An 11,744-nucleotide genomic window follows, 5' to 3' on the forward strand; every position below is an offset into this window, starting at 1 on the left:
TCAGACCTCGCCCGGGAGCGCCTTGCGGACGACGAGCCGCGTCCACGCGCCGAGGTAGACCCGGTCCCCGTCGGACAGCTCGCGTCGCTGTCCGGCGGGGATCGGGTCGGTCGGCAGCGGTTCGCCCGCGGGGCTCACGTAGGTGCCGTTCGACGACTGCAGGTCCTCGACCCACCACCGCTGGCCGTCCGTGCTGAGCTGGCAGTGCCGGCGGGAGACGCCCGTGTCCGCGCCGCAGTCGACCTGCGGGTGGATGCCGCGGGACACCGACGGGCGGCCGACGAGCACGCTGCGCTCGCGCAGCACGACGAGGCCCGGCAGTCCCGCGGAGGGCATCGGGTCCTCGGGCTGCTGCGCCTGGTACCAGTCGGGGTCGATCCAGATCTCCACGACCCACTGGTCCGGCCCCGGGACCGGGGGCGTCGGGAGGTGGCTGCCCGACGCCCCCGCCTCGCTCGCCTCGGGGGCGACGGCGGTGCTCGGGGCGGGCAGCGGGGGCGGGGTCGACGACGACGGGGGCGTCGCCGCGGATCCCGCCGCGGAGGTCGGCAGCGGGGGCGGGGTGGACCCCGAGGGCGTGCCCGCCGGCGGGGGTGCGGAGGTCGCGGGCGCGGGCGTCGGGCGCGACGGCGGGTCGAGCGAGAGCGCCGACGGCGGCTCGACCGGGTCGGGCAGCGCGCCCGTCGTGAAGTCGTAGCCGCAGTTCTCGCAGAACAGCGCCCCGCCGGGCGCCGGCGACCCGCAGTTCGGGCACGTCGTCGCGGGGGCGGCCGCCGGGGCGGCGCCCGCGGGCGTCGCACCGCTCGCCACGGGCGTGGACGGGGCCGACGCCGCGCCGATCGGCTCGCCGCACACGTCGCAGTAGTCGGTCGACTCCGACGGGTGCCCGTTGGGGCAGACGACGGCGCTCACCGGCGGACTCGCGTCGTCTTCGTCGAGGCGGTGTCGAGGGCCATCTCGTCGAGGGTCGAGGTGTTCCGCTTGAGCCGCACGGTGCCCTGCTCCTCGTTGTCGATGTCGACGACCTTGCGCAGTCGCGACGTAGCCTCCTCGTTGCCCGTCTGCTGCGCGAGCTGCACGGCGCGCCCGAGCTTGACGGTCGCCGTCGCCTCGTCGCCCGAGGCCTTGGCCGCGAGGCCCTCCTGGATCGCCGCGGCGAGCTCGGTCTGGCCCGTGTAGTGCGCGACCTCGGGATTGATGCGCGTGGTGAGCGACTCGTCGTCGGACCACTTGGCCTTGACCAGACCGGAGGAGACGACCTCGCCGTTCACCGCGAGCTGGACGCGCGCCGCGAGCTGCTCGGAGCCGACCGGCTTCGACGCGACGCGGACCGCGACGTGGTAGTCGCGCGACTCGTCGCCCCACGAGCCGGTCGGGTAGGCCCCGGTGAGGGGGTTCACCTCGGCGCGGCGGTGCGTGAGGTCCTCGACGGTCGGCGCGACCTGCCGCACGAACAGGACCTGCGAGCCCTGCGGGGCCCACACGCGCAGGTCCGCGGAGGCCACGCCACGCGCCATGGACGCCTGCATGAGGCTCTCGAAGTCGGCCGCGATCTCGTTCGGGTCCGCGATGAGGCCGACCGAGCCGAGCAGCGCCGTCGAGATCTCGCGCAGCTCGTCGACCTGCCAGCGCGAGCCGACGCCGCGCGCGTCGCACTGGAAGTGGCCCGTGACGTCGCGGACCGCGGCGGAGAGGTTCGCGCGCGGCTCCGACTCGTTCTTGCCGTCCGTGAGGAGGATCGCGTGCCGCTGGGTGGCCTGCGGCACCGTCGCGAAGAGCTGGTCCGCGAGGCGCAGCCACGTGCTCATCGCCGTGCCGCCGCCGGGCGTGAGCATCGAGACCGCGCGCTTCGCCTCGGCGCGCGCGCCCGGCTCCATCTGGACCATCGCCATGCGCGCGTTCGGGTACGGGAAGACGCGGTTGGCGACATGGCTGCCGCCGACGATCGCGAACCACGTGCCGTCGAGGATCTGGTCCACGGCCACCTGGGCGGCGTGCTTCGCGGCCTCCATGTTCCGGCCCGACATCGATCCGGACGTGTCGACCATGATGATCTCGGCGACCCCGCCCGCGCCGCCGACACTCCCCGCGCTCCCGGCCCCCGTGCACGTCACGGTGACGATCGCGTGGACGTCCGTGGCGCCCTCGGACAGGAACTCGTTCTGGTAGACCTCGGCGGCGAACTCGGCCATGGGGGCTCCTTCGGTGGTGCGGGTGTTCGTGCAGGCTATCGGGTCGGGGTGGGTGGTGGCGGGTCGTGCGGGGGTCGGGCCGGACGGCGGCGCGCGGCCCGTCAGGTCGTGGGGACGGTCGTCTCGAGGTCGGGGTCGAGCTCGGGGGAGGCCGCGTCCGACGACCTGTCGAACCGCGCGAGCGTCGCCGTGATGTTGTCCCGGCCGCCCTGGGCGTTCGCCCAGTCCACGAGCGCGCCCGCCACCGTCTGCGGGTCGTGACCGACCCGTTCCTGGGTGGCGTGGAGCAGCGCCGCGAGGTCGCCGGCGGGGGAGCAGTAGTTCCACAGGCCGTCCGAGCACACCAGCACCCAGCCGTCGCGGTCGGGGAAGGTGGCAGCCGTCCGGGCGACGGGGTCCGGGGCGTCGGGGCCGAGCCAGCGCGTGATGGCGTGGGCCTGCGGGGAGCTCTCCGCCTGGACGCGGGGGATGCCCTGCGCCATCATCTCCTGCGCCCAGGAGTCGTCGACGCTGAGCTGGTGCGCCTCGCCGTCGTCCGGGATCCAGTAGGCGCGCGAGTCGCCCACCCAGCCCGTGACGACGAGCGGGCCGTCGACGACCGCCGCGACGAACGTGCACGACGGCGGGTTCTCGCGGTCGGCCATCGCGCCGACGGTCGTCAGGATCGCGTCCTGCGCGGCCCGCGAGGCGTCCGCGACGAGCGTCGACCAGGCGGCGACCCGCGCCGTCGGCTCGCCGACCACGGGGGAGGTGCCCTCCGGGGCGCCCGCGGCGAGCACGTCGCGCGCCGCCCGCGCCGCCGCGAGGCTCGCGACGTCGGAGTCGGGCGCGGAGGAGACGCCGTCGCACACGACGAGCGCGGCGAACGCGCGGTCCGCGGCGGCGGACGGGCTCGCGGCGAGGGCCATCGCGTCCTCGTTGCGGGAGTGCCGCACGCCGCGGTCGCACACGCCGGCGACCCACGTCGCGGGGCGCTCGGCCCAGTGGTCTCGCTCGGACGCGGCCGGCTCGCCGCACTCCGTGCAGTACCCGTCCTCGGCCACGCGGCCCCCGCACCGCACGCACGGCCGGGCGTCGGGCTCGGGGGTGCCGTCGTCCGGGGCGGACGCCGCCTCCTCGGACGCGTGCTGCGACGTCGCGGGCCCGGCAGGTCCTCCGTCCGCCGCGTCGAGGTCCGCCGCGTCGCGGCGCGCCTCGTCGTCCGAGCCGCCCGCCGGGGGGAGCGGGGCGAGCGGCGTGCCGCACGCCTCGCAGAACCGCGCGCCCTCGGGCGACGGCTCGCCGCACGCGGGGCACGCGAGCACGGGCGCCGGGACGGCGTCGTCGGGCACGGCCAGGTCGGGGACGGCCTGGTCGGGCGCGGGTGCCGGGGCGTCGCTCATCGGACCGTCCACCGTCGCACCTCGTTCGCGCGGTCGACGAGCGTGATGCGCTCGTCGCGCGAGTCCGTGAGCGACGCGAGCTCGCGGTACGCACCCTCGAGCGCGTCGCGCAGCGCGGGCTCGTCGGCGGGCACCCCCGCGATCCGCGTCGTCGGCTCGGGCCCGGACCGCGTGACGGTCTCGAGCGCGGAGCGCAGCACGCCGACGGAGAGCTCGGCGCGCTCGCGCGGCGCGATCGACACCGCGGCGACGCTCGCCATCGCGTCGGCGAGCGCGGGCAGGCCGCGGCCCGACTCGGCGAGCAGGTGCGCGCGCAGGGTGCGGGACTCGACGTACGAGCCGCGCGTCGGACCCACGAGGTCGAGCGCGTGGAGCGCGCCGTCGAGGTCGCCGCGCGCCTCGCGGATGCGCATGAGACCGAACGCGGCGGGCGCCGTGTAGTTGGCGTCGGTGCGGGCACAGATCACGTAGAGCGACTCCGCGATGTCCGGCTCGCCGCTCAGCTCGCAGGCCGCCGCGAGCGCGAGCTTCGGCGCGAGCTCGCCGGGCACCTGGCCGTAGACCGCGTTGAACGACGCGCGCGCGGCGACCGGGTCGCCCTGCGCGAGCTCGCCGAGGCCCCCGAGCCACGCCGCGCGCCACTCCCACGGGTCGTCGGCGAGGATCGTGCCGATGGTGCCGCGCAGCACGTCGAAGCGGCCCGCCTCGATGGCCGCGCGGGCGCGCGCGAGGTGCACCTCGACGGTGTCCTCGGGCGCGTCCGCGAGCGCGGCGAGCCGCGCGTCCGGGTCGACGACGTTGACCCCGGCGAGCCAGCTCGCCATCGGGTCGTGGTCGTCGCGGCGCAGCGTGGGGAGCTCGTCCCAGGCGAGCGGCCGGGCCGCCACGTCGGCGACCGGCGCCTCGAAGAGCACCGACGCCGCCGAGTGCAGCGCCGGGTTGCCCGGGCCGGCGTCGGCGGCCACGACCTCGCGCAGCACCCCGAGGAGCTGGGTGCGCATCTCGTCGGCGGTCGCGAAGCGGTCCGCGGGGTCGAGCGCGCACGCCTTGGCGAGCAGGCGGTAGAACGAGTCGTACTGCTGGAACACGGGCGTGTCGGCGACCGGCGGGAGCGACGCGACGTACGTCGTCGTGTTGCCCCGGAAGTCGAGGACGAGCGTCGCGAGCGTGCGGCCGATCGTGTAGATGTCGGAGGCGATCGACGGGCCGACCTCGGCGACCTCGGGCGCCTGGTACCCGACCGTCCCGAAGATCGCTGACGTCATGTCGTCGGCGCGCCGCACGCCGCCGAGGTCGATGAGCTTGACGCCGTCGCCCTGCTGGATGACGTTCTCCGGCTTGAAGTCGCAGAACAGCAGGTTGTGGTCGTGCAGGTAGGCGAACGCGGGAAGGATCGCGAGCACGTAGGCGAGCGCCTGGTCGACCGGCATCGGGTCGATCACGCCGTTGTTGGCGTCCCGGCGGTCCTGGAGGATCTCCTTGAGCGACTCGCCGCCCACGTACTCCATGACGGTGTAGCCCGCGCCGTCGTGCATGGCGAAGTTGTAGATCTCGACGATGAGCGGGTGCTCCACCTCCGCGAGGAACTGCCGCTCGGAGATCGCGGCCGCGTAGGCGTCCGGGTCGCCCGAGTTGAGCAGGCCCTTGAGCACGACCCACCGGCCCGACACGTTCTGGTCGCGGGCCAGGTAGATCCAGCCGAGGCCGCCGTGCGCGAGGCAGCCCACGACCTCGTACTGCCCGCCGACCAGGTCGCCCGGGGAGAGCTGGGGCGTGAAGTCGAAGCGGTTGCCGCAGTGGGGGCAGAAGCCGGACGTCCGACCGGGCTGCCCGTCGCGGCCGCGGCCGACCTTCTCGCCGCACGCGGGGCAGTAGCGCTTGCGCTCCGCGACCTCGGGCACCGCCATCACGGACTGCAGCGGGTCGCGCGCGGGGACGGACGGGACGGTCGTCAGTCCCGCGCCGAGGCCGCGACCGCGCAGGCGCGTCGACGACGTCCCGACGCGGCGCGTGGCCTTCGATCCGGTCGCGGCGGTGCGCGCCGAGCCGAGCGCGGCCGTCGCGAGGCGGCTCGAGCTCGTGCGGCCCGTGCGCGTCGAGCGCTCGGCGTCGGGGTCCGCGCCCGCGGACGGCCCGGTCCCGGGACGGCCCTGGACGAACCCGGTGCCGAGCATCGCGGACGGCGACGCGGCGGCGGCCGTGCCCGGTGCCGGCGCGCCGGAGGTCCCGGTCGCGGCCCCCGTCGGCGTGCCGCCGGATCCGCCGGCGGGTGCGCCGCAGACGTTGCAGTAGCCGTCCTCGATGGTGCCCGGGCAGCCGGGCTCCGAGCACGGGACGGTCGCGGTGGTGGTCACGACGACGCTCCTTCCGGGGTGGGCAGGTCGCGGGTGAGGAACTGGTACTGCTCGACGAGGAAGCGGGCGAGCGTCACGTCGCACGGCACGGCCTCGACGGCCGCGCGCGCCTCGGCGTGGCCGGAGCGCACCGTGGGTGACGCGGACCGCCCGTTGGCCTCGGCCTTCTCGGCGAGCCGCTCCAGGCTGTAGCGCAGCTCGGCGCGCTCGCGCAGCGGGCGCGTGTAGGCGTCCTCGACGGTCTCGACGGCGCGCGCGACGGTCGCCAGTCGCGCCGTGTAGGCGTCGAGCTCGAAGCGGGAGTCGGGGACCGGGCCGAGCCGCGAGACGTCGGGGACGGCGAGCCGCGGCGGGTGCGCGATCTCGCGACGGCACCGCGCGACGAGCTCGCGCAGCGCGGGCTCGCGCGCCTCCAGCGCGTCGCGCTGCTCCTCGGTGCGGGCACGGTCGCGGCGCAGCTCGCGGCGCTGCGCCGACGCGACGATGAGGTCGCGCTCGGCGCGCGCCACCTCGGTCTCGAGCTCCGCGAGCGGGCCCGCGACGTCGGCCCCGCGCGCGGCCTGGGCGACGAGGTGGTCGAGACGCCCGCGCAGGGTCTCGACGCGTCCCCGCGCGTCCGCGTCGGAGCCCGCCAGGTCCTCGCAGCGCACGAGCTCGGCGCGCACGCCGCGCAGCCGCGCGACCTGGTCGGCCGTGTGCGGGTCGAACGACAGGCGGGTGCGGAGCTGGACGACGAGCGCGTCGCACAGCTTCACCGCCTCGACGAGCGAGACGAGCGCGGCGCCCGAGCCGGAGTCGAGGCGCCCCCAGACGAGCTGGGAGATCTTCTCGCGCGCGACGGCGTCGGCCCGGCCCGAGTCCCACACGGGCCGGATCTCGTCCGCGCGCGTGCGGATCGCCTGCCAGAGCGACAGCGCGAGCACGAGGTCGGCGGTGTAGACGTCGGGCGTCGCGGCGGCCTGCGCGGCGGCGTCGAGCCGGTCGAGCTCGGTGCGACGCTCGTCGAGCCACGTCTCGAGCGCGGCGAGGTACGCCAGGAGGTCGGCGGCGGGGATCGCCTCGCCGAGCCGTCCCGGCGCCTCGGGTGCGGTCGTGCGGGTCACGGCGTGCGGCCGTACACCGCGGTCGGCGGGGCCGGGGCGGGGCCGAGGCCCCCGAGCCACTCGCCGTAGATCGCGGCCCAGCGCCCGTCCGACTTCATCTGCTCCAGCACGCCGTTGACGAACCGGACCATGTCCACGTTCTGCGCCGGGACGCCGATGCCGTAGGGCTCGTCGCTGATCGCCTCGCCGACGACCTTCGCGTACGGGTCCTGGGCCGCGAAGCCCGCGAGGATCGTGTCGTCGCCCGTGATCGCGTCGACCTTGCCCTGCTGGAACAGCACGAGGCACTGGGTGTGGGTCGTGGCCGGGACGGGCTCGATGCCCGAGAACTGCTCGAGGCGCGTGAGCGTCGTCGTGCCCTCCGGGGCGCACACGCGCTGGCCCTCGAGGTCCGCGATCCCGCCGGCCGTCGAGTCCCGCGTGACGAGCACCTTCTGGCCCGCGTGGTAGTACTCGGCCGAGAACGCGATGGACTCCCACCGCTCGCAGGTGATGGTGAACGCGCGGGCGACGAGGTCGACCTCCCCGTTCTCGAGCACCTCCAGGCGCTGGCCGGAGGTGATGACGCGGAACTGGAGGCGGTCGGGGTCGCCGAAGATCGCGCGCGAGATCTCGTGGAGCACGTCGATGTCGAAGCCCTCGATCTGGCCCGACAGCGGGTTGCGTGCGCCCATGAGCAGCGTGTCGGCGGAGACGCCCACGACAAGCGACCCCCGGTCGCGGATCGCGGCCATCGTGCTCCCGCCGGGCAGCGCGTCCGGACCGGGCAGCGCACCCTCGGGCGCGTAGGACGCGAGCGGGTCCGCGCACTCGGCGGGAGCCGCGGGGGCGGCGGGGGCCTCCTCGGTGGCCTCGTCCTGGGGTGCCGCCGTGAGGCGGAGGTCGTCCGCGCCGGACGGGCCCGAGCACGCGGTCAGCGCGAGCGCCGCGGCGAGCGCGGCACCGACGACGCCGGTGCGGCGGCGCCGTGCGGCGCGCCGGCTCCGGGCGGACCGGTCGGGGGTGGCGAGCGTCGTGATCACCGGTACTCCTCCAGTCGTGCGGTCACGCCGCGCCACGCAAGCAGGGCGGCGACCAGGCCGGCAGCGAGCAGGAGCCAGCCCGCGACGGTCGCGGTCGTCGCCGCCCCGTCGAGCCGCTGGCTCGTCGCGGCCGCGTTGGTCTCGATGTCGTCGCGCGCGGACGTGGAGAACGCGTCGAAGGCGGCGTTGGGGCTCTCGGGGTCCGTCGCGGTGGCGAGCGCGACGGCGTCGTCCCACTGTCCCGCGTCGTCGAGCGCGCGGATGTCCGCGTGCCGGGTCACCCACGCGTCGAGCGCCTGGGCCGTCGTCCCGTCGAGGATCCCCTCGGACGCCGCGGTGTCGAGCCGCGCGGTGGCGTCGTCGGTCGCCGTGACGAACGCCTCCTCGTACGCCTGCCCGGACCCGCGCTTGATGAGCGTGAACGCCTCCATCGACTTCGCGTCGTTGGCGAGCGAGTACGCCTGGGACGCGGCGAGCGTCGCGGCGTACGGCCCCGTGCGCACGTCCTGCGCGCGCGAGCTCGCCTGGGCCAGCAGGACCGTCGACACGATGCCGACCACGAGCACGACGGCGGTGGCGACCGCGAGGCCGACGTTGAGCACGCGGTGCGTGCGGCGCGCGAGCCACACCTGGCTCACGACGAGCACCGCGAGCGCGACGAGCCCGCCCGCGAGCACCCACAGCGCGTTGCGGACGCCCGAGAAGTCGGCGGCGACGCGGTCCGCGTCGTCGAGCACGACCTCGTCGAGCGCCGGGAGCATCTGCTCGCGCAGGATCGTCGACGCCTGGTCGAGGTACGCCGAGCCGACGGGGAAGCCCTGCCGGTTGTTCGCGCGCGCCTGCTCGACGAGGCCGGTGTAGACCGTGAGGTCGGCCGCGACCTGGCCGAGCAGCTCCGCGTCGCCCTCGTTGCTCCCGGAGAGCGTGGCGAGGCCGGTCGCGGCCTGGTCGACGAGGTCGTCGTACCGGGCGCGCTGGTCGGCGGGCTCGAGGCCCCCGACGAGGAACGCGCCGGTCGCCGTCGCGTCGGCCGCGACGAGCGCGTTGCGGACCTCTTGGACGCCGACGAGCTGCGCGGTGTCCTCGCCGGCGGCCTCGAGCGCCCGGGACTGGACGCTCCCCGCCTGGAAGCCGAGCGCACCGAGCGCGACGGCGGCGAGCACGCACAGCGCCATGACGAGCCGCAGCTTGCCGGGCGTGCGGCGCAGCGCGCCCCGGGCGCGGGACACGCCGGCGCTCGGTGCTCCGCTCGGGGCGCCGGCCGGGCCGGGCGCGCCCGGCGCCGGGCCGCCCGCGGGGACGATCTGCTGGCCCGCAGGGCGGACCGGGGTGGTCGTCATGCGTTCTCCTCGGCGGTGGAGGGGGCGGTCTCGGACGCGTCGTGGGACGCGACGTCGTGGGACGCGACGTCGGGGGACGGCGCGTCGTCGGTGGGCGCGGCCGCGGTCGGGGCGTCGTCCGGGGCGCCGTCGGGCTCAGGCGGGTCGAGCGTGGCGAGGAGCGCGGGGGCGCCCTCGCCGTCGACGACGTCGACCGGCAGCAGGAGGCGGAGCTCGTCGATCGTCGGCGCGTCGGTGTCCTTGAGGCGCCACGCGTGGCGCGCGATCGCGCCGTCGAGCACGTTGCGCGCCCAGCGCGCGTTGCCGAAGCCCTCGGTGCGCGGCTGGGCCGCGGCGAGGCGCGCGAACACGTCGAGCGCCTCGGGCGTCGGCTCGAAGTCCGACTTCGCCGCCATGCCCGCGAAGATGTCGCGCAGCTCGGCGTCGGCGTAGTCCTCGAACGTGATGGTCGTGGAGAACCGCGACTCGAGGCCGGGGTTCGTGGCGAGAAAGTCCGCCATCGGGCCCGGGTAGCCCGCCACGATGACGACGAGCTCGTCGCGGTGGTCCTCCATGTCCTTGACGAGCGTGTTGATCGCCTCGGCGCCGTACTGGTCCTCCGCGAGGCCGTACGCCTCGTCGACGAACAGCACGCCGCCGAGCGCGGTGGCGACGACCTCGGAGGTCTTCACCGCGGTCTGGCCGAGGTACCCGGCGACGAGCTCGGAGCGGTCGACCTCGACGAGGTGGCCCTTCTCGAGCAGCCCCAGGGCGCGGTAGATGCCCGCGACGAGGCGCGCGACCGTCGTCTTGCCCGTGCCGGGGTTGCCGAGGAACACGAGGTGGCGCGTGAGCGTCGGGCGGGTCAGGCCAGCCTCGGTGCGCAGCTTCTCGACGCGCAGCAGCTCGGTCTGGCGGTGGATCTCGTCCTTCACGCGGGCGAGCCCGGTGAGCGCGTCGAGCTCGGCCAGCAGCTCCTCGATCGAGCGGGGAGGCTCCTCCTCGGCCGCGGCCTCGGCCGTCGTCGCCGCCTCGGACCGGGTGGCCGTGGCGTCGGCGCCGCCCGTGGGCGCGCCGACCGGCGTCGTGCCCGACGGCGCGGCGGGCGTGGCACCGGACGGTGCTGCGGCCGGGCGCGCGCCGAGCGCGTCGAGGATGGACTCGACCGAGGGGACCTCGGGCGCCGGGCGCCGCAGGGCGTCGAGCGAGCCCTGCGCGGCGAGCAGGTCGCCGAGGTCGAACGGGTCCGCCCCGCCGGTCGACGGGCGCGTGGCGAGCGGCACGCCCGCGGCGGGCAGCGGCGTCGGGCCCGACGGCGTGCGACCGGCGGCCGGGGTGACGACCGAGGCCGGCGCCGGGGCTCCGCCCGACTGCTGCACCGCGGCGGTGGCCGCGGCAGCCCCGGCCACGTGGGGGCCCGGGGAGCCGAGGTGCGCGGCGGCGCGTGCGACGTCGGCGAGCGCCTGCCCGTACGCGGCGGCGTGCTTCGAGCGGGCCGCCCCGAGCGCGGCGAGGACGTCCGTCGGCGACGTGCGCCAGCGCCGCGCGCTCGACGCGGCCGTGAAGAACGCGCCCGTCGCGGCGGGGTCGTGCCCGAGCGCCGCGAGCCACGCGGCGGGGGCACCGGGGGAGGACTCGGCGACGGCCGCCGCGAGGCGGGCGCCCTCGTCGCGCGCGGCCTCCTCGTCCACGCCCGCGGCGCGCGCCGCGGCGTCCAGCGCGTCGAGAGCCGCCGCGAGGCTCGGGGTCACCGGGCCGGTCATGGTGCCTCCAGTCGTCCGGGCTCCGACGCCGGGCCGCTCGGCGGCTGGGGCGTGCCCTGGCCGGCCCCGGGGTCGAGCGCGATCGACGAGTCGCGGAACTTCTCCGCGAGGAACGCGCCGTGCGCGACGAGCGCCGCCGCGTCGGCGCGCGAGACCGCGTCGGAGATCTTGTCGAGCGTCACGCCGAGCAGGTCGAGCTGGTCGCACAGCAGCATGAGGGACGTCTTGCCCTGGGCGACGACCCGCCGGTCGGCGAAGTCGCGTGGCAGGCGCAGGTACGCGCCGACGGCCTCGGGCAGGTAGCTCGTGGCCGTCGCGACGACGGTGTGCGCCTGCTGCGACCCGCCGCCGAGGCGGTCGAGGCGCGGCACCATCTCCTCGACCGTCCCGGTGATGCGGTGCACGCGCGCCGTGACGGCGGGCGGCACCCGCCCCTCGATCTGCTGCTCCACGCGCTCGACCGAGGCGAGGATCTCGGTCGACGTCGGCGGGGCGGGCAGCTCGAGCGCGGGCTCGGGCGCGGGGGACCGGCCGCCGAGGCGGCCGATCACGTCGGAGAACCAGCCCATCTAGCTCGGGGTCCGATCTGTCGTGCGGGGAGCGGCGGTC

9 protein-coding genes are annotated in these 11,744 nt (G+C 76.4%); all 9 read right to left on the reverse strand.

Translation table 11 applies throughout. The annotated features are described in order from the left end of the window. Window positions 1-912: an FHA domain-containing protein gene (locus tag ABWU78_RS10115; RefSeq protein WP_439158251.1), complete on the reverse strand. Its 912-nt coding sequence runs from the start codon at window positions 910-912 to the stop codon at window positions 1-3. Beyond that, the gene (locus tag ABWU78_RS10120; protein WP_253051189.1) at window positions 909-2,192 is read right to left on the reverse strand and encodes a VWA domain-containing protein; all 1,284 of its coding nucleotides are present in this window, start codon (window positions 2,190-2,192) and stop codon (window positions 909-911) included. Before ABWU78_RS10120 ends, ABWU78_RS10115 begins: the two co-directional genes overlap by 4 nt. A 101-nt stretch (window positions 2,193-2,293) precedes the next feature. Continuing rightward, the gene (locus tag ABWU78_RS10125) at window positions 2,294-3,574 is read right to left on the reverse strand and encodes a PP2C family serine/threonine-protein phosphatase (RefSeq protein WP_439158252.1); all 1,281 of its coding nucleotides are present in this window, start codon (window positions 3,572-3,574) and stop codon (window positions 2,294-2,296) included. After that, entirely contained in the window at window positions 3,571-5,928 is a 2,358-nt protein-coding gene (locus tag ABWU78_RS10130; RefSeq protein ID WP_439158253.1) for a tetratricopeptide repeat protein, read from the reverse strand. Before ABWU78_RS10130 ends, ABWU78_RS10125 begins: the two co-directional genes overlap by 4 nt. After that, window positions 5,925-7,031 carry a hypothetical protein gene (locus tag ABWU78_RS10135; protein ID WP_253051192.1) on the reverse strand — a complete coding sequence of 369 codons (1,107 nt, stop codon included), beginning with the start codon at window positions 7,029-7,031 and terminating at the stop codon, window positions 5,925-5,927. Before ABWU78_RS10135 ends, ABWU78_RS10130 begins: the two co-directional genes overlap by 4 nt. Beyond that, entirely contained in the window at window positions 7,028-8,053 is a 1,026-nt protein-coding gene (locus ABWU78_RS10140; protein ID WP_439158254.1) for a glutamate ABC transporter substrate-binding protein, read from the reverse strand. The genes ABWU78_RS10135 and ABWU78_RS10140 overlap by 4 nt, the downstream gene beginning before the upstream one ends. Next, the gene (locus ABWU78_RS10145; protein ID WP_353708067.1) at window positions 8,050-9,393 is read right to left on the reverse strand and encodes a hypothetical protein; all 1,344 of its coding nucleotides are present in this window, start codon (window positions 9,391-9,393) and stop codon (window positions 8,050-8,052) included. The genes ABWU78_RS10140 and ABWU78_RS10145 overlap by 4 nt, the downstream gene beginning before the upstream one ends. Beyond that, window positions 9,390-11,135, reverse strand: coding sequence for an AAA family ATPase (locus tag ABWU78_RS10150; RefSeq protein ID WP_439158255.1), 1,746 nt, complete (start codon window positions 11,133-11,135; stop codon window positions 9,390-9,392). The genes ABWU78_RS10145 and ABWU78_RS10150 overlap by 4 nt, the downstream gene beginning before the upstream one ends. Next, window positions 11,132-11,704 (reverse strand): hypothetical protein, encoded by a 573-nt coding sequence (locus tag ABWU78_RS10155; RefSeq protein WP_353708069.1) that lies wholly within the window; start codon window positions 11,702-11,704, stop codon window positions 11,132-11,134. The genes ABWU78_RS10150 and ABWU78_RS10155 overlap by 4 nt, the downstream gene beginning before the upstream one ends. Window positions 11,705-11,744 lie beyond the last annotated feature (40 nt).

This window comes from Cellulosimicrobium sp. CpK407 (genome assembly GCF_051844275.1).
Taxonomy (GTDB): domain Bacteria; phylum Actinomycetota; class Actinomycetes; order Actinomycetales; family Cellulomonadaceae; genus Cellulosimicrobium; species Cellulosimicrobium cellulans_G.

What these genes read in the sequence shown, in the direction of transcription:
- ABWU78_RS10120 (WP_253051189.1), bottom strand. Translation starts at nt 2,192, where the DNA reads ATGGCCGAGTTCGCCGCCGAGGTCTACCAGAACGAGTTCCTGTCCGAG.
- ABWU78_RS10125 (WP_439158252.1), bottom strand. Translation starts at nt 3,574, where the DNA reads ATGAGCGACGCCCCGGCACCCGCGCCCGACCAGGCCGTCCCCGACCTG.
- ABWU78_RS10145 (WP_353708067.1), bottom strand. Translation starts at nt 9,393, where the DNA reads ATGACGACCACCCCGGTCCGCCCTGCGGGCCAGCAGATCGTCCCCGCG.
- ABWU78_RS10150 (WP_439158255.1), bottom strand. Translation starts at nt 11,135, where the DNA reads ATGACCGGCCCGGTGACCCCGAGCCTCGCGGCGGCTCTCGACGCGCTG.
- ABWU78_RS10155 (WP_353708069.1), bottom strand. Translation starts at nt 11,704, where the DNA reads ATGGGCTGGTTCTCCGACGTGATCGGCCGCCTCGGCGGCCGGTCCCCC.